The following is a 25,786-nucleotide window of genomic DNA, read 5'->3' on the forward strand; positions in this document are numbered from 1 at the left end:
CCGGCGCGCCCCACCGGTATCCACGGTGTGAGCACCCCGGCTCACATCCTGGACCTGGGTGAGGGGGCAGCCCTCCGTCGTGGGAGGATCACCCTAGGCAGAACTGGGGATGTGAGGTACCCCCCGGGACCGCTCACAAGCGCACACCGCACAAGGGAGCACCGTTGACCAGGCTGCGCTGGCTCACCGCCGGAGAATCGCACGGACCCGCGCTCGTCGCGACGCTCGAGGGTCTGCCGGCCGGTGTGCCGGTGACCACGGAACTCGTCGCCGACCACCTCGCCCGGCGGCGCCTGGGCTATGGGCGCGGCGCCCGGATGAAGTTCGAGCGCGACGAGGTCACCTTCCTCGGCGGCGTCCGGCACGGGCTGACCCTCGGCTCCCCGGTCGCGGTGATGGTCGGCAACACCGAGTGGCCCAAGTGGGAGAAGGTCATGTCGGCCGACCCCGTGGACCCCGCGGAACTCGCCGAGCTGGCCCGCAACACCCCGCTCACCCGCCCCCGCCCCGGCCACGCCGACCTCGCGGGGATGCAGAAGTACGGCTTCGACGAGGCCCGGCCCATCCTGGAGCGCGCCTCCGCCCGGGAGACCGCCGCCCGGGTGGCGCTCGGCGCCGTGGCCCGCTCCTTCCTGAAGGAGGCCGCCGGCATCGAGATCGTCTCCCACGTCGTGGAGCTGGGCGCCGCCAGGGCCCCGTACGGCGTCGTCCCGAAGCCCGAGGACGTCGAACGGCTCGACGCCGACCCCGTGCGCTGCCTCGACGCCGACGCGTCGAAGGCGATGGTCGCGGAGATCGACCAGGCCCACAAGGACGGCGACACGCTCGGCGGCGTCGTCGAGGTCCTCGCGTACGGCGTGCCCGTCGGCCTCGGCTCGCACGTGCACTGGGACCGGCGGCTCGACGCGCGTCTGGCCGGCGCGCTCATGGGCATCCAGGCGATCAAGGGCGTCGAGGTCGGCGACGGCTTCGAGCTGGCCCGCGTGCCCGGGTCCAAGGCGCACGACGAGATCGTGCCGACCGCCGACGGCATCCGCCGCTCCACCGGCCGCTCCGGCGGTACGGAGGGCGGTCTGACGACCGGCGAGCTGCTGCGCGTACGGGCCGCGATGAAGCCCATCGCCACCGTCCCGCGCGCCCTGGCCACCGTCGACGTCAGCACCGGCGAGGCCGCCGCCGCGCACCACCAGCGCTCCGACGTGTGCGCCGTGCCGGCCGCGGGCATCGTGGCCGAGGCCATGGTGGCCCTGGTCCTGGCCGACGCCGTGTGCGAGAAGTTCGGCGGCGACTCGGTGCCCGAGACGGCCCGCAACGTCGCGTCGTACCTCGACAACCTGGCGATCCGGTGACACCGGCCGTCGTCCTCGTCGGCCCGCCCGGCGCGGGCAAGTCGACCGTGGGCGCCCTGCTCGCCGCCCGGCTGGGCGTCTCCCTGCGCGACACCGACACGGATGTCGAGAAGACCGCCGGCAAGCCGATCCCGGACATCTTCTTCGAGGACGGCGAGCCGCACTTCCGCGCCCTGGAGCGCGACGCCGTACAGGCCGCCGTCACCGGCCACGACGGCGTCGTGTCCCTCGGCGGCGGTGCCGTGATGGACCCCGGCACCCGGGAGCTGCTCGCGGGCCTCCCCGTCGTCTTCCTCGACGTCGAACTCGCGGACGCCGTCAAGCGCGTCGGCCTCGACGCCCCGCGCCCGCTGCTCGCCGTCAACCCGCGGCAGCAGTGGCGCACCCTCATGGAACAGCGCCGCCCCGTCTACACCGAGGTCGCCCGCGTCACCGTCCCGACGGCGGGCCGCACCCCGGACGAGATCGCGCAGGCCGTCCTCGACGCATTGGAGCTCAAGTCCGCATGACCGCCGAAGTCACCCGGATCACCATCGGAGCCACCCCCGGCACGGAGGCGTACGACGTCCTGATCGGCCACCAGCTGCTCGGCGAACTGCCCGGCCTGATCGGGCGGAACGCCCAGCGCGTCGCCGTCATCCACCCCGAGGCGCTCGCCGAGACCGGCGAGGTGCTGCGCGAGGACCTCGCCGCGCAGGGGTACGAGGCCGTCGCCATCCAGGTGCCGAACGCCGAGGAGGCCAAGACCGCCGAGGTCGCGGCGTACTGCTGGAAGGCCCTCGGGCAGTCCGGCTTCACCCGCAGCGACGTGATCGTCGGCGTCGGCGGCGGGGCGACGACCGATGTGGCGGGCTTCGTCGCCGCGACCTGGCTGCGCGGCGTGCGGTGGATCGCCGTACCGACGACGGTGCTGGGCATGGTCGACGCCGCCGTCGGTGGCAAGACCGGCATCAACACCGCCGAGGGCAAGAACCTGGTGGGCGCCTTCCACCCGCCCGCCGGGGTGCTGTGCGATCTGGCCGCGCTGGCGTCGCTGCCGGTCAACGACTACGTGTCGGGCCTGGCGGAGATCATCAAGGCCGGTTTCATCGCCGACCCCGTGATCCTCGACCTGGTCGAGGAGGACCCGGCGGCGGCCCGTACGCCCGACGGCCCGCACACCGCGGAGCTGCTGGAGCGCTCGATCAGGGTCAAGGCGGACGTGGTCTCCTCCGACCTCAAGGAGTCGGGCCTGCGCGAGATCCTCAACTACGGCCACACCCTCGCCCACGCCATCGAGAAGAACGAGCGCTACAACTGGCGCCACGGCGCGGCCGTCTCGGTCGGCATGGTGTTCGCCGCCGAACTGGGCCGGATCGCGGGCCGGCTGGACGACGCCACGGCCGACCGGCACCGGGCGGTGCTGGAGTCGGTGGGGCTGCCCGTGACGTACCGCGGGGACCAGTGGCCCAAGCTGCTGGAGACGATGAAGGTCGACAAGAAGTCGCGCGGCGACCGGCTGCGGTTCATCGTCCTCGACGGCCTCGCCAAGCCGACCGTGCTGGAGGCCCCCGACCCGGCGATGCTGCTGGCGGCGCACGCGGAGATCGCGTCATGACGAAGGTCTACGTCCTCAACGGCCCCAATCTGGGCCGCCTCGGCTCCCGCGAGCCCGACGTGTACGGCGCCACGTCCTACGCCGGGCTGGTGGAGCAGTGCACCGCCCTCGGCAAGGAGCTGGGCTTCGACGTCGAGGTGCGGGAGACCAACGACGAGGGCGAGATGATCCGCTGGCTGCACGAGGCCGCGGACGGCCGGATCCCGGTGGTCGTCAACCCGGGGGCGTTCACGCACTACTCGTACGGCATGCGCGACGCGGCGGCGCAGCGCACGGCGCCGCTGATCGAGGTGCACATCTCCAACCCGTACGCCCGGGAGGCGTTCCGCCACACGTCCGTGATCGCCGCGATCGCCTCCGGCACGATCGCCGGCTTCGGGATCGGTTCGTACCTGCTGGCGCTGCGCGCGCTGGCGGAGGAGCTCGCGGCGGGCTGAGCGTCCGCCGCCGCCCCGGGCCGGGTGAGCGGTGCAACTCCGGGTACCCGGACGGTCCCTGACCGGCGGCCGGGCACGGCGGCCGCGGTGCGATCGTTCCCCAAAGGGGCACGACTGCGGGTACGGTGCCTGACGGGGAAGTCACCGGCCGTCCGGTGACCGGTGAGGTACGAGACGGAGTTACACCGGATGCAGCAAGCAGTGGGGGCTCCGACGCCGCCCCATGGGACGGGCCTTCCGGCGCGGGAGGCCGCCGCGGAGACGACGGGCGCGCTGCGGCTGCCCGCCGGCGGGCTGGTGCCGCTGCCCGCCCCGCCCCCGATGCCCGCGCCGCACGGGGCGCCGCCGCCCACGGTGGCGGTGCTCCTGATCGGCCCGGCCGGCGCCGGCAAGACCAGCGTGGCCCGCTACTGGGCCGACACCCGCCGGGCGCCCACCGCGCACATCTCCCTGGACGACGTACGCGAATGGGTGCGCGCCGGTTTCGCCGACCCGCGCGGGGGCTGGACGGACCAGTCCGAGGCGCAGTACCGGCTGGCCCGGCGCACCTGCGGCTTCGCCGCCCGCAACTATCTGGCGAACGGCATCTCCTGCGTGCTCGACGACGCCGTCTTCCCCGACCGCCCCGTCGTGGGGCTCGGCGGCTGGAAGCGGCACGTGGGCCCGGGCCTGCTGCCCGTCGTGCTGCTGCCCGGCCTGGAGGCCGTACTGGCCCGCAACGCGCTGCGTACGGGCACGCGCCGCCTCGCGGACGAGGAAGTGGCGCGCATCCACGGCCGGATGGCCGGCTGGTACGGCTCCGGCCTGCCGATCCTGGACAACACGCACCACGACGTGCCGTCGACGGCACGGATGCTGGACGAGGTGGTGTCGCGGGCGATCGCGAGCCCGCCGAGCTGGTAGCTGTACCTGTCACGTACCGGCAGCCGCCCCGGGCGGGACATTGCCGTAACCAGGCATACGGCCCCGTCCCGCGCGGTGCGACGATGCCCCGCGTGACGGATGCGACGAGGGTGGAGTGCCGGTCCCTGGTGAACAGGCCCGGCCGGTATTTCGCGTGGCTCGGCAGCTCGCTGGGGCTCTGGGGGATGCTGACCGCCCTGCTGCCCGTACGGAGCTGGGGCGAGCGGTACGCCGCGCTGTGGCTGACGCTCGGCGCCGGCCTGGCGCTGGTCGGGCTGATCACGCTCTCCCTGCTCACGGCGCGGGTGCGGGCCGACAGCTACGGCGTGCACTCCCGGCTGCTGCTGCGCAGCCGCGCCGTGCGGTGGAGCGAGATCGCCGACTTCCGCGTGCGCGTACGGCGGTACCGGGGGACGGACGTACGGCGCCTCACCCTCGTGCGGCGCGAGGGGCGCGCACTGCTGCTGCCCTTGCCGCAGACCTCGAAGGCCGCCGACCCCGGCTTCGACGCGGAGGTGGCGGCACTGCGGGCGCTGCATCTGCGGTACGGCAGGCCGGAGTCGGAGCATCTGCCCGTCGTTTCGTTCCGCACGGCCGGGCGCGGTCTGCGCTGGCCGGTGGCGCTGGGTGTGCTGATACTCGGATGCGCGGGCGTCTTCGCGGCGATCGTGCCGGACGCCTCGGCGCAGGAGCGGGCGTGGGAGGCGGCCGTACCGTGCCCGGCGGGAACGTCCGCCGACCGGCCGCGCGACTGCCTGACGGTGCTGCCCGCCGTGATCAGCCGTACGGAGGCGCACCGGCCCAAGCGCAACAGCTGGCTGTACTTCGAGGGCGGCCGGCCGCTGCGGCGCGTCGATGTGTCCTACGAGGCGGCCGAGGCGTTCCAAGCGGGTGACCGGGTCGACGTCACCCTCTGGCGGGGCGCCGTGTGGGAGGTCGACGGGGAACGCTACGACTGGCACGAGCACATGCCGGGTTCCGGCGACGCGGCGATGATCGCGGCCGGGCTGGCACTCGGCGCCGGCTATCCCGCCGCCCTGGTGCTGGTGCGTCGGCGCGGGCGGCGGCTGGCGGACGACGAGGTGCTGCCCTCGGCGCTGCCGTTCGCGTGGGCGCTGGCCGGAACGGCGGCGTGGCTGCTGCCGCTGTGCCACCGGCACCCCACGACGCTGCTCTCGTCCCGGGAGGCGTGGGTGTGGGCCGCGGCGGGCTGCCTGCTGTCGCTGGGCCTCTTCGCCTGGGCCTGGCGGGCCACGCGGGTGCGCGGGGTGACGGCGCCGGACGTGTCGCGGGTGCCGCCGGTCGGGGGCGAGGTGTTCCTGGCGGCGCGCTTCCTGGAGGACACGGCGTACAACCCGCACGGCTTCGGCACCCATATCGTCCTCGGCGGCGGGCCGCCCGCGGTGGTCCCGCACTCCGGTCCGGGCCGGTTCGCCGCGAAGCGGATACCGGGGGAGCGGCTGACGCTGCGGGAAGTGCGCCGCCCGCGCGGAGGCGACGGCGAGGCGGTCCGCCGGAGCTGGCACGTCGCCGACCTGGACGACGAGGGCCGGCCGGTGCGGCTGGCGGCGGCGCCGGGGGATCTGACGCGCATCCTGGTGGAACTGGACCTCGCGCCGGTGGCCGCGGGAGGTGGCGGGCGGCGGTGAGCCGGGGGCGTCGGGCGGGTCTGATCCGGCCGCGTGGGGACTCGTGGCGCCGACCCGCACGGACGCGTTCGCCGCGCGCGTGGCCGGGCGGAGTCATACGCTCCACATATGCCCGAGCCGCACGCCGACCGCCGATCGCGACTGCGCGCGCACTGCGCGGGGACCGGGAGCGACGCCGCTCTCATCACCCGACCGGCGAACATCCACTACCTCGCCGGCTGCGCCCCCGCCGGTGCCGTCCTGCTGGTGGGCCCCGCCGAGGACATCCTCGTACGACCCGGTGACCTGCCCGCCGACACCGCCGTCAAGCACCCCGAGGACCTGCGCCTGCACGCCCTCAGCGACACGGGCGGCGACCCGGCCGTCGCCGCCGCCGACCTCGCGGCGGCGGCAGGCGCCGAGGGGCTCGCCGTGGAGGAGCACCACCTCACCGTCGCCCGGCACCGGGAGGTCCACTCCGTCGCCCCCGGGCTGCGCCTGGCGGACCTCGGGCGGGCCGTGGAGCAGCAGCGGCTGGTCAAGGACGACGAGGAGATCGCCTGTCTGCGCATCGCCGCGGAGATCGCCGACCAGGCCCTGGGCGAACTGCTCGAATCGATCCTGGTCGGACGGACCGAACGGCATCTCGCCCTGGAGCTGGACCGCCGGCTCGTCGACCACGGCGCCGAGGGCCCCGCCTTCCCCACCTCCGTCGGCACCGGCCCGAACTCCGGACGCGCAGCGCACGTCCCCACCGACCGGCGCGTCGAGGAGGGTGATTTCCTGACCGTCGGCCTCGGCGCCCGCTACCGGGGCTACCGCTGCGAGATCGGCCGTACGTTCGTCATCGGTGCCGCGCCCGACGCCTGGCAGATCGAGCTGTACGACCTCGTCTTCGCCGCTCAGCGCGCCGGCCGCGAGGCGCTCGTACCCGGCGCCGGGTACCGCGACGTGGACCGCGCGGCGCGCCAGATCCTCGACTCGGCCGGCCATGGAGAGGGCCTCGCACCGTGGACGGGACACGGCGTCGGGCTCGAAATCGACGAGGACCCGAAGCTGACACCTGCGGCCATGGGTAAACTGGACGCTTGCGTGCCGGTCACCGTCGAACCGGGGGTCCATCTCCCGGGCCGGGGCGGAGTCCGGATCGATGACACGCTCGTCGTCCGCCCCGTGGTGGACGGCGGTCCAGAGCTACTCACCATCACGACCAAGGAGCTGCTCGCCCTCTGACGGGGGGCGGCCCGCCCTTTGGCCGTCCGAAGCAGCAGTCCAGGAGAATCCGCGACCGTGGCCACCACGAACGACCTCAAGAACGGCATGGTGCTCAAGCTCGACGGGGGCCAGCTCTGGTCCGTTGTCGAGTTCCAGCACGTCAAGCCCGGCAAGGGTCCCGCCTTCGTCCGTACGAAGCTGAAGAACGTGCTCTCCGGCAAGATCGTCGACAAGACGTTCAACGCCGGCACCAAGGTCGAGACGGCCAATGTCGACAAGCGCGGCATGCAGTTCTCGTACAAGGACGGCGAGTCCTTCGTGTTCATGGACATGGACACGTACGACCAGATCTACATCGAGCCGGCGACCGTCGGCGACGCCGCCAACTTCCTGCTCGAGGGCTTCGACGCCGTCGTCGCCATGCACGAGGGCGCGCCGCTGTACGTCGAGCTCCCGGCCGCCGTCGAGCTGGTCATCGCCGAGACCGAGCCCGGCCTGCAGGGTGACCGCTCCACGGGTGGCACCAAGCCCGCCACGCTGGAGACCGGCTACCAGATCCAGGTGCCGCTCTTCATCACCACCGGCGAGAAGATCAAGGTCGACACCCGTTCGGGTGACTATCTCGGCCGGGTGAACAGCTAACCGTGGCTGCCCGCAACAAGGCCCGTAAGCGCGCCTTCCAGATTCTCTTCGAGGCGGACCAGCGCGGTGCGTCCGTGGAGACGGTGCTTGCGGACTGGATCCGGCACGCGCGCTCGGACACCCGTCAGCCGCCGGTGGGCGAGTACACGATGCAGCTGGTCGAGGGCTACGGTCCGCGGGCCGGGCGGATCGACTCGCTCATCTCGCAGTACGCCGTGGGGTGGACGCTCGACCGGATGCCCGTCGTCGACCGGAACATCCTGCGGCTCGGGGTGTACGAGCTCCTCTTCGAGGAGGAGACGCCGGATGCGGTCGTCATCGACGAGGCGGTGCAGCTGGCGAAGGAGTTCTCCACGGATGACTCGCCGTCGTTCGTGAACGGCCTCCTCGGCCGGCTCAAGGACCTCAAGCCTCAGCTGACCAGGGACGGCGAGTAGCCTCGCCGCCTCCGACGGACGGTGTCCCCTCCGGGGGCACCGTCCGTTTCGCGTTCCCGGGCCCCCGGCCCACCTCGGCGCCCGCCTCCCGTCCCGCTGCGGGGGCTGCGCCCCCGGTCCCCGCTGCGGCCTGGCGGCCGCGTCGCGCCTGCGGCGCTCGTCCTCAAACGCCGGACGGGCTTTCAGGGGGTCCGCGCCGACGGGCGCGTATCCGGGCGTCGCGGGGGTGTCGTTACGCCGCGGGGGCTGCGCCCCCGTCCCCCTTGGCGCCCGGCTCCCGTCCCGCTGCGGGGGCTGCGCCCCCGGTCCCCCGCGCGGCCTGGCGGCCGCGTCGCGCCTGCGGCGCTCGTCCTCAAACGCCGGACGGGCTTGGAGGCGGTGCCGTTCGCCCGCATACCCCCCGGCATCGGCGCCCGCGCGGGCGCAAACCCAGCCCGTCCGGCGTCTGAGGACTTCGGCGAAGCCGAAGCGCGCCGGAGGCGCAGGCGGGACTGCAGCGGGGAGGGATGGGGCCGCCCCTGTCACGCCGGAGGGCGGCAAACCCAGCTTGAGGACTTCGGCGGAGCCGAAGCGCGCCGGAGGCGCCGGCGGGACTGCAGCGTGGAGGGGTGGCGCCGGCCCTGGCACCCGGGAGGGCGGCAGACCCAGCCCGTCCGGCGCTTGAGGACTTCGGCGGAGCCGAAGCGCGCCGCAGGCGCCGGCGGGACCGCACCGCGCAGCGAGCCGCGCCGCGCAAACGGCAGCCGCCCCGCGGCACGCCCCCCGCGGGGGGCCCGCTACGGGGCGGCGGTGTTACGTTTCTGCGGGGTGGGGAGCCGGAGGCGTTACGCCTCCTCCGTGTGGACCGCGCGACGCGCGTCCGCGTCGAGGACGCCCCAGCCGATCAGCTGCTCCGTCAGGACCGACGGCGACTGGTCGTAGATGACCGCCAGCGTCCGCAGATCGTCCTGGCGGATCGACAGCACCTTGCCGTTGTAGTCGCCGCGCTGCGACTGGATCGTGGCGGCGTACCGCTGCAGCGGGCCCGCCTTCTCCGCCGGGATGTGCGCGAGGCGCTCCAGGTCCAGCACCAGCTTCGGCGGCGGCTCCGCCGCACCGCCCGGCTGGGTGCCCGGAAGCAGCTCCTGCACCGGCACTCCGTAGAAGTCCGCCAGCTCAGCCAGCCGCTGCACCGTCACGGCACGGTCGCCGCGCTCGTACGAACCGACCACTACCGCCTTCCAGCGGCCCTGCGACTTCTCCTCCACACCGTGGAGAGACAGGCCCTGCTGGGTGCGGATCGCACGAAGCTTGGCCCCGAGCTGTTTAGCGTATTCGCTGGACATAAAACTCCCCGGACGCTGTTTCACCTGGCGGCACTGCCGCGCCGCGCGTGGCTCAGTAACTCACTGTGAGGTTACGCAGCGTAATGTCCCGCCGTCAAGCGGAAGATTCGCCCCCACGACCGCATCCGCGCCGCGCCCGACGCGCTGACCTGCGGGGCCTCGATTGGGAGAGCCGTCAGGGGCGCTGCTACCGTATGAGGGACCCAGACGTCCTTTAACACCAGTCCTGTGAGGCTGGGAAGGAGGTCCGTTCCGCATGGACTCGAACCACGGAAACGGTGAACAGACCCCCAGGCCCGTCCTGGAGGCCCCCGACATCCAGCGGGTGCTGACCCGCATCGCCCACGAGATCGTCGAGCGCGCCAAGGGCGCCGACGACGTGGTGCTCCTCGGCATCCCCACCCGCGGCGTCTTCCTCGCCCGGCGGCTGGCGGACAAGCTCCAGGAGATCACGGGCCGGAAGCAGCCCGTCGGCTCCCTCGACATCACGATGTACCGCGACGACCTGCGTATGGGCCCCGCCCGCGCGCTCGGGCACACGGACATCCCGGCGGACGGCATCGACGGCCGGCTCGTCGTCCTCGTCGACGACGTCCTCTTCTCCGGCCGCACCATCCGCGCCGCCCTCGACGCGCTGAACGACATCGGCCGGCCGCGCGCCGTCCAGCTCGCCGTTCTCGTCGACCGCGGCCACCGCGAGCTGCCGATCCGCGCCGACTACGTCGGCAAGAACCTCCCCACCTCGCTGCGCGAGACGGTCAAGGTCCAGCTCACCGAGGAGGACGGCCGGGACGCCGTGCTGCTCGGCGACAAGCCCGCCGACCCGGCCGGCGAGCAGTAGCCCCCGCGGAACCGGCGCTCCGCACCGCAGGAGCCCGGCCGCTCAGGCATGCCCGCCACCCCGCCAGACAAAAGCCGCGAAACCGCCGCGAAACTGGAGCACACACCCAGATGAAGCGCCATCTCATCTCGACCGCCGACCTCAGCCGGGACGACGCCATCCTCATCCTCGACACCGCCGAGGAGATGGCCCGGGTCGCCAACCGGCCCATCAAGAAGCTGCCGACGCTGCGCGGCCGCACCGTGGTGAACCTCTTCTTCGAGGACTCCACCCGCACCCGCATCTCCTTCGAGGCCGCCGCCAAGCGCCTCTCCGCGGACGTCATCAACTTCTCCGCGAAGGGCTCGTCCGTCTCCAAGGGCGAGTCGCTGAAGGACACCGCCCTCACCCTGCAGGCCATGGGCGCCGACGCCGTCGTCATCCGGCACAACGCCTCCGGCGCCCCGCACCGCCTGGCCACCTCCGGCTGGCTCAACGGCAGCGTCATCAACGCCGGCGACGGCACCCACGAGCACCCCACCCAGGCCCTGCTCGACGCGTTCACCATGCGCCGCCACCTGGCCGGCGCCAAGGACGGCGGCCCGACCTTCCACCAGGGCCCCGGCGACGGCACCGGCCGCGACCTCGACGGCCGCCGGATCACCATCGTCGGCGACGTCCTGCACAGCCGCGTGGCCCGCTCCAACGTCCATCTGCTGCACACCCTCGGCGCCCAGGTCACCCTGGTGGCCCCGCCGACCCTGCTGCCGATCGGCGTCGAGACCTGGCCGTGCGAGGTGTCGTACGACCTCGACGCCGTCATCCCGAAGTCCGACGCGGTGATGATGCTGCGCGTGCAGCGCGAGCGGATGAACGCCGCGTTCTTCCCGACCGAGCGCGAGTACGCCCGCCGCTACGGCCTGGACGTCGACCGGATGGCGCGGATGCCCGAGCACGCCCTGGTCATGCACCCCGGCCCGATGAACCGCGGGATGGAGATCTCCGCCGAGGTCGCCGACTCCCACCGCTCCACCATCGTCGAGCAGGTCGCCAACGGCGTGTCCGTCCGGATGGCCGTGATGTACCTGCTCCTGGGCGGCGCCGTGCTGCCCGCCACCGAGGCCGGACCAGTGCCCGCCGCTTCGATCCGTACCGCCACCGCCTCCGAGGAGAGCAAGTAACCATGAGCAAGATCCTGATCCGTGGCGCGAAGGTCCTCGGCGGCGACCCGCAGGACGTACTGATCGACGGCGAGCGCATCGAGGCGGTCGGCAGCGGCATCGAGGCGCCCGAGGGCGCGCGGGTCGTCGACGCCGAGGGGCAGATCCTCCTCCCCGGCCTCGTCGACCTGCACACCCATCTGCGCGAGCCCGGCCGCGAGGACTCCGAGACCGTCCTGACCGGCACCCGCGCCGCCGCCAAGGGCGGCTACACCGCCGTACACGCGATGGCCAACACCTTCCCGGTCGCCGACACCGCCGGCGTCGTCGAGCAGGTCTGGCGGCTCGGCCGCGAGTCCGGCTACTGCGACGTGCAGCCGGTCGGCGCCGTCACCGTGGGCCTGGAGGGCAAGAAGCTCGCCGAGCTGGGCGCCATGCACGACTCCGCCGCCGGCGTGATGGTCTTCTCCGACGACGGCATCTGCGTCGACGACGCGGTGATCATGCGCCGGGCGCTGGAGTACGTGAAGGCGTTCGACGGCGTCATCGCCCAGCACGCCCAGGAGCCGCGGCTGACCGAGGGCGCCCAGATGAACGAGGGCGTTGTCTCCGCCGAGCTGGGCCTGGGCGGCTGGCCGGCCGTCGCCGAGGAGTCGATCATCGCCCGCGACGTGCTGCTCGCCGCCCACGTCGGCTCCCGCGTGCACATCTGCCACCTGTCGACCGCCGGCTCGGTGGAGATCGTCCGCTGGGCGAAGTCCAAGGGCTGGAACGTGACCGCCGAGGTCACCCCGCACCACCTGCTCCTCACCGACGAGCTGGTCCGCTCGTACGACCCGGTCTACAAGGTCAACCCGCCGCTGCGCACCGAGCACGACGTGATGGCCCTGCGCGAGGCGCTGGCCGACGGCACCATCGACTGCGTCGCCACCGACCACGCCCCGCACCCGCACGAGGACAAGGACTGCGAGTGGGCCGCGGCCGCCATGGGCATGGTGGGCCTGGAGACCGCGCTGAGTGTCGTCCAGCACACCATGGTCGACACCGGACTGCTGGACTGGGCGGGCGTCGCCGACCGGATGTCCTTCCGCCCGGCGGTCATCGGCCGCCTCGCCGGCCACGGCCGCCCCCTCGCCGTCGGCGAGCCCGCGAACCTCACGCTGCTCGATCCGTCCTACCGTGGTGTGGTGGACCCCGCGGGCTTCGCGTCCCGCAGCCGCAACACCCCCTACCAGGGCCGTGAGCTGCCGGGCCGCGTCACCCACACCTTCCTGCGGGGCCGGGCGACGGTCGTGGACGGAGATCTGGCGTGACGTACTCGGACATCCTGCTGGCCGCTGAGCAGAAGTCTCAGCCGGTCACCCATCTCGGTGAGCGCATCGGCTGGGTCGTGGGGCTGCTGCTCTTCGTGGCCCTGTGCTACTGGCTGATGCGCCAGGGCTGGAAGTGGCGCGGCACCCTCCAGTCCGACGTCCCCCCGCTCGCGGAGATCCCGGCGCGCACCGGCGGGCCGCGGCTCACCCTGACCGGCCGCTACCACGGCTCCACCACCGCCGGGCAGTGGCTCGACCGGGTCGTCGCGCACGGCCTGGGCACCCGCTCGCGCGTCGACCTCACCCTCACCGACGAGGGACTGGCGGTCGTACGCCCCGGCGCGACGGACTTCTTCGTCCCGGCCGCCCGGCTGCGCGGGGCCCGCCTCGACAAGGGCATCGCGGGCAAGGTCCTCACCGAGGGCGGACTGCTGGTGATCACCTGGGAGCACGGCGGCAAGGAGTACGACTCCGGCTTCCGCTCCGACCGCGCGGCGGAGCACGGCGACTGGGTCGCCGCCCTGAACAACCCCGAGAACGTCAAGGAAGGCGCACGATGACCACCAGCAAGGCCCCGGCAGTCCTCGTACTGGAGGACGGCCGCACCTTCCGCGGCCGCGCCTACGGAGCGGTGGGGGAGACCTTCGGCGAGGCGGTCTTCAACACCGGCATGACCGGCTACCAGGAGACCCTGACCGACCCGTCGTACCACCGCCAGGTCGTCGTGATGACCGCCCCGCACGTCGGCAACACCGGCGTCAACGACGAGGACCCCGAGTCGAAGCGGATCTGGGTCGCCGGCTACGTCGTGCGCGACCCCGCCCGCGTGCCGTCCAACTGGCGCGCGAGGCGGACGCTGGACGAGGAGCTGCGCACCCAGGGCGTCGTCGGCATCTCCGGCATCGACACCCGCGCCCTCACCCGCCATCTGCGTGAGCGCGGCGCGATGCGCGTCGGCATCTTCTCCGGCGAGGCCGTCGCCGACGAGGGCACGCTGCTGACCCGCGTCCGCCAGGCCCCCGAGATGGCCGGATCCGACCTCGCGGGCGAGGTCGCCACCACGGAGCCGTACGTCGTTCCCGCGATCGGCCCCGACGGCGAAGCCGTCCCGATCGGCACCGCGCGCTTCACCGTCGCCGCGATCGACCTCGGCATCAAGGGCATGACCCCGCACCGCATGGCCGAGCGCGGCATCGAGGTGCACGTCCTGCCCGCCGACGCCACCCCCGAGCAGGTCTACGCCGTGAACCCCGACGGGGTGTTCCTCTCCAACGGCCCCGGCGACCCCGCCACCGCCGACCTGACCGTCGTCAAGGCGGTGCTGGACCGGAAGACGCCGCTGTTCGGCATCTGCTTCGGCAACCAGCTCTTCGGCCGGGCGCTGGGCTTCGGCACGTACAAGCTGAAGTACGGCCACCGCGGCATCAACCAGCCGGTGCAGGACCGCACCACCGGCAAGGTCGAGGTCACCGCCCACAACCACGGCTTCGCCGTGGACGCCCCGCTGGACGGCCCCGTCGACACCCCCTACGGCCGCGCCGAGGTCACCCACGTCTGCCTGAACGACGACGTGGTGGAGGGCCTCCAGCTGCTCGACCAGCCGGCCTTCAGCGTCCAGTACCACCCGGAAGCGGCCGCGGGTCCCCACGACGCCGCATACCTGTTCGACCGCTTCGTACAGCTCATGGAGGGCCAGCGTGCCTAAGCGCACCGATATCCAGTCCGTCCTGGTCATCGGCTCCGGCCCGATCGTCATCGGCCAGGCCGCCGAGTTCGACTACTCCGGCACCCAGGCCTGCCGCGTGCTGAAGGCCGAGGGCCTGCGCGTCATCCTGGTCAACTCCAACCCGGCCACGATCATGACCGACCCGGAGATCGCCGACGCCACCTACGTCGAGCCGATCACCCCGGAGTTCGTCGAGAAGATCATCGCCAAGGAGCGCCCCGACGCCCTGCTCCCGACGCTGGGCGGCCAGACGGCCCTCAACACGGCGATCTCGCTGCACGAGGCCGGCACGCTCGAGAAGTACGGCGTCGAGCTGATCGGCGCCAACGTCGAGGCCATCAACAAGGGCGAGGACCGCGACCTGTTCAAGGAGGTCGTCGAGGCCGTCCGCGGCAAGATCGGCCACGGCGAGTCCGCCCGCTCGGTGATCTGCCACTCGATGGACGACGTGCTGAAGGGCGTGGAGACCCTCGGCGGCTACCCGGTCGTCGTCCGCCCGTCCTTCACCATGGGCGGCGCCGGCTCCGGCTTCGCGCACGACGAGGAGGAGCTGCGCCGGATCGCCGGCCAGGGCCTCACCCTCTCGCCGACCACCGAGGTGCTCCTGGAGGAGTCCATCCTCGGCTGGAAGGAGTACGAGCTGGAGCTGATGCGCGACAAGCACGACAACGTCGTGGTCGTCTGCTCCATCGAGAACTTCGACCCGATGGGCGTGCACACCGGTGACTCGATCACCGTCGCCCCGGCGATGACGCTCACCGACCGCGAGTACCAGATCCTGCGCGACATCGGCATCGCCGTCATCCGCGAGGTCGGCGTGGACACCGGCGGCTGCAACATCCAGTTCGCGGTGAACCCCGAGGACGGCCGGGTCATCGTCATCGAGATGAACCCGCGCGTCTCGCGGTCCTCCGCGCTGGCGTCGAAGGCCACCGGCTTCCCGATCGCCAAGATCGCCGCCAAGCTGGCCGTCGGCTACACGCTGGACGAGATCCCGAACGACATCACCGAGGAGACCCCGGCCTCCTTCGAGCCGACCCTCGACTACGTAGTGGTGAAGGTCCCGCGGTTCGCCTTCGAGAAGTTCCCGTCGGCCGACGCCACCCTCACCACCACCATGAAGTCGGTCGGCGAGGCCATGGCGCTCGGCCGCAACTTCACCGAGGCGCTGCAGAAGGCGCTGCGCTCGCTGGAGAAGAAGGGTTCGCAGTTCTCCTTCACCGGCGAGCCGGGCGACAAGGCGGCGCTGCTCGCCAAGGCCGTACAGCCCACCGACGGCCGGATCAACACCGTCATGGACGCCATCCGCGCCGGCGCCACGCAGGAGGAGGTGTTCGAGGCCACGAAGATCGACCCGTGGTTCGTCGACCAGCTCTTCCTGATCCACGAGGTCGCCGAGGAGCTGGCGGGCGCCGACAAGCTCGGCCCCGAGCTGCTCGCCCACGCCAAGCGGCACGGCTTCTCCGACGCCCAGATCGCCGAGATCCGCGGCCTGCGCGAGGACGTCGTCCGCGAGGTGCGGCACGCGCTGGGCATCCGCCCGGTCTACAAGACGGTCGACACCTGCGCCGCCGAGTTCGCCGCGAAGACCCCGTACTTCTACTCCGCGTACGACGAGGAGAACGAGGTCGCCCCGCGCGAGAAGCCGGCCGTGATCATCCTGGGCTCCGGCCCGAACCGGATCGGCCAGGGCATCGAGTTCGATTACTCCTGTGTGCACGCCTCCTTCGCGCTCAGCGAGGCGGGCTACGAGACCGTGATGGTCAACTGCAACCCGGAGACCGTCTCCACCGACTACGACACCTCCGACCGGCTCTACTTCGAGCCGCTCACCCTGGAGGACGTGCTGGAGATCGTCCACGCCGAGCGGCAGGCGGGCCCGCTCGCGGGCGTCATCGTCCAGCTCGGCGGGCAGACGCCGCTCGGCCTCGCGCAGGCGCTGAAGGACAACGGCGTGCCCGTCGTCGGCACCTCGCCGGAGGCCATCCATGCCGCCGAGGACCGCGGCGCCTTCGGCCGCGTGCTCACCGAGGCCGGGCTGCCCGCGCCGAAGTACGGCACGGCGTTCTCCTTCGACGAGGCCGCCCGGATCGCCGGCGGCATCGGCTACCCGGTGATGGTGCGGCCCTCCTACGTCCTCGGCGGACGCGGCATGCAGATCGTGTACGACGAGCCGTCGCTGGGCGAGTACCTGACCAAGCACGCCGGTCTGATCTCCGACCACCCGGTGCTCATCGACCGCTTCCTCGACGACGCCATCGAGATCGACGTCGACGCCCTGTACGACGGCGAGGAGCTGTACCTCGGCGGCGTGATGGAGCACATCGAGGAGGCCGGCATCCACTCCGGCGACTCCGCCTGCGCGCTGCCGCCGATCACCCTCGGCGGGTACGACATCAAGCGGTTGCGCGCCTCGACGGAGGCCATCGCGCGCGGCGTCGGGGTGCGCGGACTGATCAACATCCAGTTCGCGCTGGCCGGGGACATCCTGTACGTCCTGGAGGCCAACCCGCGCGCCTCGCGGACCGTGCCGTTCACCTCCAAGGCGACGGCCGTCCCGCTGGCGAAGGCGGCCGCCCGGATCTCGCTCGGCGCCACCGTCGCCGAGCTGCGCGCCGAGGGCCTGCTGCCCGCGACGGGCGACGGCGGCACCCTGCCGATGGACGCGCCGATCTCCGTCAAGGAGGCCGTGATGCCCTGGAGCCGCTTCCGCGACATCCACGGCCGCGGCGTGGACACCGTCCTGGGCCCGGAGATGCGCTCCACCGGCGAGGTCATGGGCATCGACACGGTCTTCGGCACGGCGTACGCCAAGTCGCAGGCCGGCGCGTACGGCGCGCTGCCGCAGAAGGGCCGGGCCTTCGTGTCCGTCGCCAACCGCGACAAGCGCTCGATGATCTTCCCGGCCCGCGAGCTGGTCCAGCACGGCTTCGAGCTGCTGGCCACCTCGGGCACGGCGGAGGTCCTCAAGCGCAACGGCATCAACGCCACCGTCGTCCGCAAGCAGTCCGAGGGCGAGGGCCCGAACGGCGAGAAGACGATCGTCCAGCTGATCCACGACGGCCAGGTCGACCTGATCGTCAACACGCCCTACGGCACCGGCGGCCGGCTCGACGGCTACGAGATCCGCACCGCCGCCGTCGCCCGCGGCGTCCCCTGCCTGACGACGGTCCAGGCGCTCGCCGCGGCCGTCCAGGGCATCGAGGCCATGTCCCGCGGCGATGTGGGCGTCCGCTCCCTCCAGGAGCACGCGGAACACCTCACCGCCGGCCGCCACAGCCAGTAGCAGCGACCCGAGCCCCGCCGGTCCCCGACCGGCGGGGCTCACTACCGAAGGCCCCCTGCCAGGCACCTTCAGAGAAGGCCCGCATGTACCCCCTGTTCTTCAAGACCTTCTTCAAGCGGATGGACGCCGAGAAGGCCCACCACCTCGCCTTCAACACCATCCGTGCGGCCTCCGCCACCCCCGGCGCCCGCACGTCCGTACGCGCCGTCGCCGCACCCTCGTACCCCTCGCTGCGCGTCAAGGCGCTGGGCCTGGACCTGCCGGGCCCCTTCGGGCTGGCGGCCGGCTTCGACAAGAACGCCGTCGGCATCGACGGCCTGGCGATGCTGGGCTTCGACTTCGTCGAGATCGGCACGGTCACCGCGAAGCCCCAGCCCGGCAACGAGAAGACCCGCCTGTTCCGGCTGGTCGAGGACCGGGCGCTGATCAACCGCATGGGCTTCAACAACGACGGTTCCGCGGCCGTCGCGGCCCGCCTCGCCCGCCGTACCCACGGCCACCGCACCCCGTACCGCCCTAACACGGTCATCGGCGTCAACATCGGCAAGACGAAGGCCGTCCCCGAGTCGGAGGCGATCGCCGACTACGTGACGTCCACCGAGCGCCTCGCCGGACACGCCGACTACCTCGTCGTCAACGTCTCCTCGCCGAACACCCCCGGCCTGCGCAACCTGCAGGCCGTCGAGGTGCTGCGCCCGCTGCTGAAGGCCGTGCGCGAGGCGGCCGACCGTACGACCGACTCCCGTGTCCCGCTGCTCGTGAAGATCGCGCCGGACCTCGCGGACGAGGACGTCGACGCGGTCGCCGACCTCGCGCTGGAGCTGGAGCTGGACGGCATCATCGCCACGAACACCACGATCTCCCGCGAGGGCCTCGCCACGGACCCCGGGTACGTCCGCTCGCTCGGCGCGGGCGGTCTGTCCGGAGCGCCGCTCAAGCAGCGCGCCCTGGAGGTCCTGCGGCGCCTGTACGCCCGGGTGGGCGGCCGGATCGCCCTCGTCGGCGTCGGCGGCATCGAGACCGCCGAGGACGCCTGGGAGCGGATCCTGGCCGGTGCCACGCTCGTCCAGGGCTACAGCGCCTTCATCTACGAGGGCCCGCTGTGGCCCCGCAAGCTCCACCGCGGCCTGGCCCAGCTGCTGGCCGACAGCCCGTACGCCACGCTCGCCGACGCCGTCGGCGCCGACACCCGGAAGGCGGAGAACGCATGACTCCCTTCGGCACCCGACTGCGGGCCGCCATGGACACCCGTGGCCCGCTCTGTGTGGGCATCGACCCGCACTCCTCGCTGCTCGCGGGCTGGGGCCTGAACGACGACGTGCCCGGTCTGGAGAGGTTCGCCATGACGGTCGTCGAGGCCCTCGCCGGCGAGGTGGCCGTCCTCAAGCCGCAGTCGGCGTTCTTCGAGCGCTTCGGCTCGCGGGGTGTCGCCGTACTGGAGAAGGCCGTGACCGCCGCCCGGGAGGCGGGCGCCCTGGTGCTGATGGACGCCAAGCGCGGCGACATCGGCTCGACGATGGCGGGCTACGCCTCGGCGTTCCTCGACAAGGACTCGCCGCTGTTCTCCGACGCCCTGACGGTCACCCCGTACCTCGGCTACGAGTCCCTGCGGCCCGCGCTGGACGCGGCGCACGTCAGCGGCACCGGCATCTTCGTCGTCACCCTCACCTCCAACCCGGAGGGCGGCGAGGTGCAGCGCGCCACCGCGGCGGACGGTCAGACGGTGGGCCAGGTGATGCTGGGGCACATCGCCGCCGAGAACGGCGGCGCCGAGCCGCTGGGGTCCGTGGGCGCGGTCGTGGGCGCGACGCTCGCGGACGCGGGCGCGGACCTGATGATCAACGGTCCGCTGCTGGCGCCGGGCATCGGGGCGCAGGGGGCGACCCCGGCCGATCTCCCGGCCGTCTTCGGTCCGGCGCTGCGCAACGTCGTCCCGAGCGCGAGCCGGAGTGTACTTCAGGCGGGTCCGGACGCGGGCGCGCTGCGGAAAACCGCCGCACAGCTGGCCGACGAAGTACGCATCGCAGTCGGACAAAGTGGTTGATATACGTACGAATTCTCAGCGAAGTTCAGTCTGACCAGGACTTTTCGTCTGTTCTCGCTGACTCGGGGGAACTCGGCCGCTAGTCTCCGTTGGCATAGCGCGTGTACCTGCGCGTTATCGGTTCCCCCGCAGGTGCGGGGGGATTGGGAGCAAGTAGCAACAAACAGCCCATATCCGACAAGTTCGACATCCGAGGTGACGTAGGCGTGGCTCTTCCGCCCCTTACCCCTGAACAGCGCGCAGCCGCGCTCGAGAAGGCCGCAGCGGCTCGCCGGGAGCGCGCCGAGGTCAAGAATCGGCTCAAGCACTCCGGCGCCTCCCTGCACGAGGTCATCAAGTCGGGCCAGGAGAACGACGTCATCGGCAAGATGAAGGTCTCCGCCCTCCTTGAGTCCCTTCCCGGCGTGGGCAAGGTCCGCGCCAAGCAGATCATGGAGCGGCTCGGTATCTCCGAGAGCCGGCGCGTCCGAGGTCTCGGCTCCAACCAGATCGCATCCCTGGAGCGTGAGTTCGGCGGCGCCACGTCCTGACGTTCTCGGGCACCCCCGGGAACCTGGATAATCGCTGCATGACAGAACGTCCGCGGCTGACCGTGCTCTCCGGCCCCTCCGGGGTCGGCAAGAGCACGGTCGTCGCCCATATGCGCAAAGTCCACCCCGAGGTCTGGCTCTCCGTCTCGGCCACGACCCGGAAGCCGCGGCCCGGCGAACGCAACGGCGTCCACTACTTCTTCGTCTCCGACGAGGAGTTCGACAAGCTGATCGCCAACGGCGACCTGCTCGAGTGGGCCGAGTTCTCCGGCAACCGCTACGGCACGCCCCGCAAGGCCGTGCACGAGCGGCTGGAGGCCGGGGAGCCCGTCCTGCTGGAGATCGACCTGCAGGGCGCGCGGCTGGTCCGTGAGTCGATGCCGGACGCCCAGCTGATCTTCCTCGCCCCGCCGAGCTGGGACGAACTCGTCCGCCGGCTGACCGGCCGCGGCACCGAGGCGCCCGACGTGATCGAGCGCCGGCTGGCGGCCGCCAGGATCGAACTCGCCGCCGAGTCGGAGTTCGATACCACCCTTGTCAATACCTCCGTCGAGGATGTGGCGCGCGAGCTGCTAGCCTTGATGAAGGTTTCATAGATCGTTTTCTTCATTTAGCGGAAGGCCTGAGAGTTGTCCTCTCCCATGACCGCGCCCGAGGGCATCATCAACCCGCCGATCGATGAGCTGCTCGAGGCCACGGACTCGAAGTACAGCCTGGTGATCTACGCGGCCAAGCGCGCGCGGCAGATCAACGCGTACTACTCGCAGCTCGGCGAGGGCCTGCTGGAGTACGTCGGCCCGCTCGTCGACACGCACGTCCACGAGAAGCCGCTGTCGATCTCCCTGCGGGAGATCAACGCGGGTCTGCTGACCGCCGAGCCCACGGACGCGCCTGTCCAGTAGGAGCCCCCGGCTCCCCTGTGCGTCGGGCTGCATCTCCGGTTTACGCCGGGGTGTGGCCCGTTTCGCGTTCCCGGGGGTCTGTGAACCGGGCCCCCCGTCTGCATGGGGCCCGCGCATGATGTGTGATGGGACCGTACACGGCGGAGCGTGAAGGCGGGGTTGCAACGACATGGCGAAACCCAAGGTCGTGCTGGGTGTGAGCGGTGGCATCGCGGCGTACAAGGCGTGCGAGCTGCTGCGGCGTCTGACGGAGGGCGGCCACGAGGTCCGCGTCGTCCCGACGGCGTCGGCCCTGCACTTCGTCGGCGAGGCCACCTGGTCCGCCCTCTCCGGACAGCCCGCCGCGACCGAGGTGTGGGCGGACGTCCACGAGGTGCCGCACGTGCGCATCGGCCAGAGCGCGGACCTCGTCGTCGTGGCGCCCGCGACCGCCGACCTGCTGGCCAAGGCCGCGCACGGCCTCGCGGACGACCTGCTGACCAACACGCTGCTGACCGCTCGCTGCCCGGTCGTCTTCGCCCCGGCGATGCACACCGAGATGTGGGAGCACCCGGCCACCCAGGCCAACGTGGCCACCCTGCGCGGCCGCGGCGCGATCGTCATCGAGCCGGCCGTCGGCCGCCTCACCGGCGTGGACACCGGCAAGGGCCGGCTGCCCGAACCGGACGAGATCTTCGAGGTGTGCCGGCGTGTGCTCGCGCGTGGCCCGGAGCGCTCCGGGCCGGACCTCGCCGGCCGCCGTCTCGTGGTCAGCGCCGGCGGCACCCGCGAGCCCCTCGACCCCGTCCGCTACCTCGGCAACCGGTCCTCCGGCCTGCAGGGATACGCCCTCGCCCGGACCGCGGTCGCCCGCGGCGCCCAGGTCACGCTGATCGCGGCGAACACCGCGCTGCCCGACCCCGCCGGGGCCGACGTGGTGCGGGTGCAGACCGCCGTACAGCTGCGGGAGGCCGTGCTGAAGGCCGCCGCGGACGCGGACGCCGTGGTGATGGCCGCCGCGGTGGCCGATTTCCGCCCCGCGACGTACGCCTCCGGCAAGATCAAGAAGGAGGAGGGGAAGGAGCCGGAGCCCGTGGCCCTGGTCCGCAACCCCGACATCCTCGCCGAGATCTCCGCCGACCGGCCCCGGCCCGGACAGCTGGTCGTGGGGTTCGCCGCGGAGACCGACGACGTCCTCGCCAACGGCCGCAAGAAGCTCGCCCGCAAGGGCTGCGATCTGCTGGTGGTCAACGAGGTCGGGGAGCGCAAGGCGTTCGGCTCCGCCGAGAACGAGGCGGTGGTCCTGGGTGCCGACGGTTCCGAGCACCCCGTGCCGTACGGGCCGAAGGAGGCGCTCGCGGACACGGTGTGGGACCTCGTGGGCGAGCGGCTGGCCTGATCGCCTCCGGTGGGTGACGTGATCGTCTTCGGGCAGCCGTCACCGGATGTTCAGCGCGATGATCCGTCCTGTTCGTCACCCTGCGTTGTGATGTGCGACACTCCGTCACGTCATGTGTTCGTTCGGGCCGGGTACCGGGCCCACTGGGCGAGACGGGTTGTCCACCCGCCGAGCCCGCCTTATAAACTTCCATCCGGATACGAACCAGCCACGGCCCTACCGCGTCTGGCAGAGCATCCGAACTTGTTCAGCCAGCAGCCGCTGCAACCCAGGGAGCGATGTGTCCCGCCGTCTTTTCACCTCGGAGTCCGTGACCGAAGGTCACCCCGACAAGATCGCTGACCAGATCAGCGACGCCATCCTCGACGCCCTGCTCAAGGACGACCCGACCTCCCGCGTCGCCGTCGAGACCCTGATCACGACCGGCCAGGTCCATGTGGCCGGCGAGGTCACCACGTCGGGGTACGCGGACATCGCGACCCTCGTGCGCAACAAGATCCTCGAGATCGGCTACGACTCCTCGAAGAAGGGCTTCGACGGCGCCTCCTGCGGTGTCTCGGTGTCCATCGGCTCGCAGTCCCCGGATATCGCCCAGGGCGTCGACACGGCGTACGAGAGCCGGGTCGAGGGTGCCTCCCGAAGGGAAGACGGGGACGAGCTGGACCGGCAGGGCGCCGGTGACCAGGGCCTGATGTTCGGTTACGCCTGCGACGAGACGCCCGAGCTGATGCCGCTGCCGATCCACCTCGCGCACCGGCTCTCCAAGCGCCTCACCGAGGTGCGCAAGAACGGGACCATCCCCTACCTGCGGCCCGACGGCAAGACCCAGGTCACCATCGAGTACAACGGCGACAAGGCCGTCCGCCTGGACACCGTCGTCGTCTCCTCGCAGCACGCGTCCGACATCGACCTGGACTCGCTGCTGGCGCCCGACATCCGCGAGTTCGTGGTGGAGCCGGTGCTGGCGAGCCTGGTGGAGGACGGCATCAAGCTGGACACCGAGGGCTACCGGCTGCTGGTCAATCCGACCGGCCGCTTCGAGATCGGCGGCCCGATGGGCGACGCGGGTCTGACCGGCCGGAAGATCATCATCGACACCTACGGCGGCATGGCCCGGCACGGCGGCGGCGCCTTCTCCGGCAAGGACCCGTCGAAGGTCGACCGCTCGGCGGCGTACGCGATGCGCTGGGTCGCCAAGAACGTCGTGGCCGCGGGGCTGGCCTCGCGCTGCGAGGTGCAGGTCGCGTACGCGATCGGCAAGGCGGAGCCGGTGGGTCTGTTCGTCGAGACCTTCGGCACGGCGGCCGTCGACGTCGAGAAGATCGAGCTGGCCATCTCCGAGGTCTTCGACCTGCGGCCGGCCGCGATCATCCGCGATCTGGACCTGCTGCGGCCGATCTACTCCGAGACGGCGGCCTACGGGCACTTCGGGCGCGAGCTGCCCGACTTCACGTGGGAGCGCACCGACCGCGTGGACGCCCTGCGCAGGGCCGCGGGCCTGTAAACCAGCTGCGTACGGTACGCCCCGGCGCCTACCTTGGTGGGTGGCCGGGGCGTCCGGTGCGCAGGTTGCGGATACTTCCTTCCGGGCGGACACGCCCTCGCGGGTTCGAATCCCGCCGCCGGTCCCTGGCGGGCCGGTCGTGGCCGAGTGGCCGAAGGCAGAAGACAAACCCCGCCGCCGTCGGTTGATCTCGGACGCCCGGCCCCTCCCTCAGATCCGGTACGCGCCCGCCGGCACCCCGTACTCGACGCCGTAGGGCGTCAGGGCTATCAGTCCCGTGCCCCTGACCTGAGTGTGCGGACCCAGGGAGAGCGGATTCACGCTCAGGGCGGCCGCGACCGCCGGGGTGAGACCGAATGCGGCGGACAGCCATTCGTCGGCCTCGTCCTCGCTCTCCGCGCCGTCCGGAGGCAGCCCGAGCTCCGCCCGGAGCGCCTCCTCCTGCGGCAGCGGCTCCCCGAGCGCGAGAAGCGCGTCGCCGGCCTCGCCGGTGGCGCTGTACCGCCGCACGGCCGTGCCGCCCTCGGCGACCAGCCACGCCGAGCCGTCACCCTGGGCGCCGTAGTAGTACGCCTGGGCGTGCCCGTACCGCTCGCTCAGCCGGAGGCACAGGTCCAGCACCTCGTCGGCCCGCTCCTCGTCGCACGGATCGCACCAGGCGCCGAGCACCAGCGTCCAGCCGTCCACCTCGGGCGTCAGATAGACGCGTCCGAGGGCGCGCGGCCCCTCGTCGGTCCGGTCGTGGGTGTCGCAGTCCACGACGTCGGCGCCCAGGGCGAACGTCGCCGGACGGGGCGAGGTCAGCCCCAGGAGCGCGCTGATCCCCTGCTGGTCGCCTCCCGGAACGGCGATCCAGCAGGGCCAGCAACCGGCCAGCGGCTCCGGCACGTCGGACGACAGCTTGATGCGGATCAGCCGGTCGACCACGGCCCTGTCCGCGGGGGAGAGCGCCTCCTCCCCGCCCGCCTCGGCGAGAGCGGTGAGCGCCCGGGCACGTACGCGCCCCGGTCCCTCCAGCCGCGCGCGCCGCAGCGCCGGCACCGCATCCCGGCCGAGACGGGTCAGCGCGAACTGCGCGCCCTCCGCGACCTCGGCATCCGCGTCTCCCAGCAGGGGGAGCAGCGCGTCGACCGCCCGCCGGACGAGCGGGGAGCCGGCCTCCGCCGACGGCCCGGCGGCGGAACCCTCGGGGTCGAGGGAGCGGGCGACGCCCCGCACCGCCCACAGCCGCACCACCGGCGCCGGGTCGGACACCGCCGCGAGATACCGGTCCACGGGCCCGTACCCGCTGAACACCCTGCCCGCTCTCCGCCGTGCCTCCGTACCGGACGCGCCCGCGAGGGCGCCGCGTGCCTCGTCGAACCCCGCGGGCCCGATCCGGTGCAGCACGGCTTCGAGGTCCCACCAGGACACCGGTGACCGCTCGTCGAGCAGCTCGTGCAGGAGCGGTCCGACCGCGACCGGGCCCATGGCCACGAGCGCGTCCCGGGCGGCGGTCCGCCGGTCCGGGTCCGCGAGTTGCCGGATCTCGTCCATGTCCGCCTCCTGGTGCCCGCCGCCGTCGACGACCCATCATCGCGCCAGGGTCTG

Annotated in this window: 24 protein-coding genes; 22 read left to right on the forward strand and 2 right to left on the reverse strand. The window is 72.2% G+C overall.

Annotated features, from left to right (window positions below):
* Nucleotides 1–164 precede the first annotated feature (164 nt).
* The 9 genes from aroC to nusB all read left to right on the forward strand — a co-directional run bounded on the left by aroC (nucleotide 165) and on the right by nusB (nucleotide 8,208).
* Nucleotides 165–1,349: a chorismate synthase gene (gene aroC / locus AB0M28_RS12245; RefSeq protein ID WP_365401948.1), complete on the forward strand. Its 1,185-nt coding sequence runs from the start codon at nucleotides 165–167 to the stop codon at nucleotides 1,347–1,349.
* The gene (locus tag AB0M28_RS12250) at nucleotides 1,346–1,858 is read left to right on the forward strand and encodes a shikimate kinase (RefSeq protein ID WP_365401951.1); all 513 of its coding nucleotides are present in this window, start codon (nucleotides 1,346–1,348) and stop codon (nucleotides 1,856–1,858) included. Before aroC ends, AB0M28_RS12250 begins: the two co-directional genes overlap by 4 nt.
* Entirely contained in the window at nucleotides 1,855–2,946 is a 1,092-nt protein-coding gene (aroB, locus tag AB0M28_RS12255; RefSeq protein WP_365401953.1) for a 3-dehydroquinate synthase, read from the forward strand. The genes AB0M28_RS12250 and aroB overlap by 4 nt, the downstream gene beginning before the upstream one ends.
* A complete protein-coding gene (locus AB0M28_RS12260; protein WP_365401956.1) occupies nucleotides 2,943–3,383 on the forward strand; it encodes a type II 3-dehydroquinate dehydratase in 441 nt (146 codons plus the stop codon). Before aroB ends, AB0M28_RS12260 begins: the two co-directional genes overlap by 4 nt.
* Nucleotides 3,384–3,572: 189 nt before the next feature.
* Nucleotides 3,573–4,286 (forward strand): AAA family ATPase, encoded by a 714-nt coding sequence (locus AB0M28_RS12265; RefSeq protein ID WP_365401959.1) that lies wholly within the window; start codon nucleotides 3,573–3,575, stop codon nucleotides 4,284–4,286.
* Nucleotides 4,287–4,378: 92 nt separating this feature from the next.
* Nucleotides 4,379–5,935 (forward strand): PH domain-containing protein, encoded by a 1,557-nt coding sequence (locus tag AB0M28_RS12270; protein WP_365401962.1) that lies wholly within the window; start codon nucleotides 4,379–4,381, stop codon nucleotides 5,933–5,935.
* A gap of 108 nt (nucleotides 5,936–6,043) precedes the next feature.
* Nucleotides 6,044–7,147 (forward strand): M24 family metallopeptidase, encoded by a 1,104-nt coding sequence (locus AB0M28_RS12275; protein WP_365401965.1) that lies wholly within the window; start codon nucleotides 6,044–6,046, stop codon nucleotides 7,145–7,147.
* A 57-nt stretch (nucleotides 7,148–7,204) separates the two neighbouring features.
* Nucleotides 7,205–7,771: an elongation factor P gene (efp, locus tag AB0M28_RS12280; protein WP_365401968.1), complete on the forward strand. Its 567-nt coding sequence runs from the start codon at nucleotides 7,205–7,207 to the stop codon at nucleotides 7,769–7,771.
* A 2-nt stretch (nucleotides 7,772–7,773) separates the two neighbouring features.
* Nucleotides 7,774–8,208 carry a transcription antitermination factor NusB gene (gene nusB, locus AB0M28_RS12285; protein WP_365401971.1) on the forward strand — a complete coding sequence of 145 codons (435 nt, stop codon included), beginning with the start codon at nucleotides 7,774–7,776 and terminating at the stop codon, nucleotides 8,206–8,208.
* A gap of 824 nt (nucleotides 8,209–9,032) precedes the next feature.
* On the opposite strand, the gene bldD is transcribed toward nusB, so the two are convergent.
* Complete coding sequence (bldD, locus tag AB0M28_RS12290; protein WP_365401974.1) at nucleotides 9,033–9,533, reverse strand: transcriptional regulator BldD; 501 nt, start codon at nucleotides 9,531–9,533, stop codon at nucleotides 9,033–9,035.
* A gap of 256 nt (nucleotides 9,534–9,789) precedes the next feature.
* On the opposite strand from bldD, the gene pyrR reads away from it, so the two are divergent.
* The 13 genes from pyrR (at nucleotide 9,790) to metK (ending at nucleotide 24,196) form a co-directional block, all read left to right on the forward strand.
* Entirely contained in the window at nucleotides 9,790–10,374 is a 585-nt protein-coding gene (pyrR, locus tag AB0M28_RS12295) for a bifunctional pyr operon transcriptional regulator/uracil phosphoribosyltransferase PyrR (protein ID WP_365401977.1), read from the forward strand.
* 110 nt (nucleotides 10,375–10,484) lie between these two features.
* Nucleotides 10,485–11,534: an aspartate carbamoyltransferase catalytic subunit gene (locus AB0M28_RS12300; RefSeq protein ID WP_365401980.1), complete on the forward strand. Its 1,050-nt coding sequence runs from the start codon at nucleotides 10,485–10,487 to the stop codon at nucleotides 11,532–11,534.
* Nucleotides 11,535–11,536: 2 nt separating this feature from the next.
* Nucleotides 11,537–12,826 (forward strand): dihydroorotase, encoded by a 1,290-nt coding sequence (locus tag AB0M28_RS12305; protein WP_365401983.1) that lies wholly within the window; start codon nucleotides 11,537–11,539, stop codon nucleotides 12,824–12,826.
* Nucleotides 12,823–13,386, forward strand: a complete 564-nt coding sequence (locus AB0M28_RS12310; RefSeq protein ID WP_365401986.1) for a hypothetical protein — start codon at nucleotides 12,823–12,825, stop codon at nucleotides 13,384–13,386. Before AB0M28_RS12305 ends, AB0M28_RS12310 begins: the two co-directional genes overlap by 4 nt.
* Nucleotides 13,383–14,531: a glutamine-hydrolyzing carbamoyl-phosphate synthase small subunit gene (gene carA, locus AB0M28_RS12315; protein WP_365401989.1), complete on the forward strand. Its 1,149-nt coding sequence runs from the start codon at nucleotides 13,383–13,385 to the stop codon at nucleotides 14,529–14,531. The genes AB0M28_RS12310 and carA overlap by 4 nt, the downstream gene beginning before the upstream one ends.
* Nucleotides 14,524–17,838: a carbamoyl-phosphate synthase large subunit gene (gene carB, locus AB0M28_RS12320; RefSeq protein WP_365401992.1), complete on the forward strand. Its 3,315-nt coding sequence runs from the start codon at nucleotides 14,524–14,526 to the stop codon at nucleotides 17,836–17,838. Before carA ends, carB begins: the two co-directional genes overlap by 8 nt.
* A gap of 83 nt (nucleotides 17,839–17,921) precedes the next feature.
* Nucleotides 17,922–19,049 carry a quinone-dependent dihydroorotate dehydrogenase gene (locus tag AB0M28_RS12325; protein ID WP_365401995.1) on the forward strand — a complete coding sequence of 376 codons (1,128 nt, stop codon included), beginning with the start codon at nucleotides 17,922–17,924 and terminating at the stop codon, nucleotides 19,047–19,049.
* A complete protein-coding gene (pyrF, locus tag AB0M28_RS12330; RefSeq protein ID WP_365401997.1) occupies nucleotides 19,046–19,882 on the forward strand; it encodes an orotidine-5'-phosphate decarboxylase in 837 nt (278 codons plus the stop codon). Before AB0M28_RS12325 ends, pyrF begins: the two co-directional genes overlap by 4 nt.
* Nucleotides 19,883–20,088: 206 nt before the next feature.
* Complete coding sequence (locus AB0M28_RS12335; protein ID WP_365402000.1) at nucleotides 20,089–20,412, forward strand: integration host factor; 324 nt, start codon at nucleotides 20,089–20,091, stop codon at nucleotides 20,410–20,412.
* Between the two features lie 38 nt (nucleotides 20,413–20,450).
* A complete protein-coding gene (gene gmk / locus AB0M28_RS12340) occupies nucleotides 20,451–21,008 on the forward strand; it encodes a guanylate kinase (RefSeq protein ID WP_365402003.1) in 558 nt (185 codons plus the stop codon).
* A 33-nt stretch (nucleotides 21,009–21,041) separates the two neighbouring features.
* Nucleotides 21,042–21,314, forward strand: coding sequence for a DNA-directed RNA polymerase subunit omega (rpoZ, locus tag AB0M28_RS12345; protein WP_365402006.1), 273 nt, complete (start codon nucleotides 21,042–21,044; stop codon nucleotides 21,312–21,314).
* A gap of 169 nt (nucleotides 21,315–21,483) precedes the next feature.
* Nucleotides 21,484–22,692, forward strand: a complete 1,209-nt coding sequence (gene coaBC, locus AB0M28_RS12350; protein ID WP_365402009.1) for a bifunctional phosphopantothenoylcysteine decarboxylase/phosphopantothenate--cysteine ligase CoaBC — start codon at nucleotides 21,484–21,486, stop codon at nucleotides 22,690–22,692.
* A gap of 280 nt (nucleotides 22,693–22,972) precedes the next feature.
* The gene (gene metK / locus AB0M28_RS12355; RefSeq protein ID WP_365402012.1) at nucleotides 22,973–24,196 is read left to right on the forward strand and encodes a methionine adenosyltransferase; all 1,224 of its coding nucleotides are present in this window, start codon (nucleotides 22,973–22,975) and stop codon (nucleotides 24,194–24,196) included.
* 210 nt (nucleotides 24,197–24,406) lie between these two features.
* On the opposite strand, the gene AB0M28_RS12360 is transcribed toward metK, so the two are convergent.
* Complete coding sequence (locus AB0M28_RS12360) at nucleotides 24,407–25,732, reverse strand: hypothetical protein (protein ID WP_365402015.1); 1,326 nt, start codon at nucleotides 25,730–25,732, stop codon at nucleotides 24,407–24,409.
* Nucleotides 25,733–25,786 lie beyond the last annotated feature (54 nt).

Source organism: Streptomyces sp. NPDC051940 (genome assembly GCF_040680895.1).
Taxonomy (GTDB): Bacteria; Actinomycetota; Actinomycetes; order Streptomycetales; family Streptomycetaceae; genus Streptomyces.

Coding starts and splice junctions, on each gene's coding strand:
- coaBC (WP_365402009.1), top strand. CDS start 21,484: ATGGCGAAACCCAAGGTCGTGCTGGGTGTGAGCGGTGGCATCGCGGCG.
- AB0M28_RS12275 (WP_365401965.1), top strand. CDS start 6,044: ATGCCCGAGCCGCACGCCGACCGCCGATCGCGACTGCGCGCGCACTGC.
- pyrF (WP_365401997.1), top strand. CDS start 19,046: ATGACTCCCTTCGGCACCCGACTGCGGGCCGCCATGGACACCCGTGGC.
- AB0M28_RS12265 (WP_365401959.1), top strand. CDS start 3,573: ATGCAGCAAGCAGTGGGGGCTCCGACGCCGCCCCATGGGACGGGCCTT.
- pyrR (WP_365401977.1), top strand. CDS start 9,790: ATGGACTCGAACCACGGAAACGGTGAACAGACCCCCAGGCCCGTCCTG.
- aroB (WP_365401953.1), top strand. CDS start 1,855: ATGACCGCCGAAGTCACCCGGATCACCATCGGAGCCACCCCCGGCACG.
- gmk (WP_365402003.1), top strand. CDS start 20,451: ATGACAGAACGTCCGCGGCTGACCGTGCTCTCCGGCCCCTCCGGGGTC.
- AB0M28_RS12325 (WP_365401995.1), top strand. CDS start 17,922: ATGTACCCCCTGTTCTTCAAGACCTTCTTCAAGCGGATGGACGCCGAG.
- bldD (WP_365401974.1), bottom strand. CDS start 9,533: ATGTCCAGCGAATACGCTAAACAGCTCGGGGCCAAGCTTCGTGCGATC.
- AB0M28_RS12300 (WP_365401980.1), top strand. CDS start 10,485: ATGAAGCGCCATCTCATCTCGACCGCCGACCTCAGCCGGGACGACGCC.
- AB0M28_RS12360 (WP_365402015.1), bottom strand. CDS start 25,732: ATGGACGAGATCCGGCAACTCGCGGACCCGGACCGGCGGACCGCCGCC.
- AB0M28_RS12305 (WP_365401983.1), top strand. CDS start 11,537: ATGAGCAAGATCCTGATCCGTGGCGCGAAGGTCCTCGGCGGCGACCCG.
- carA (WP_365401989.1), top strand. CDS start 13,383: ATGACCACCAGCAAGGCCCCGGCAGTCCTCGTACTGGAGGACGGCCGC.
- AB0M28_RS12260 (WP_365401956.1), top strand. CDS start 2,943: ATGACGAAGGTCTACGTCCTCAACGGCCCCAATCTGGGCCGCCTCGGC.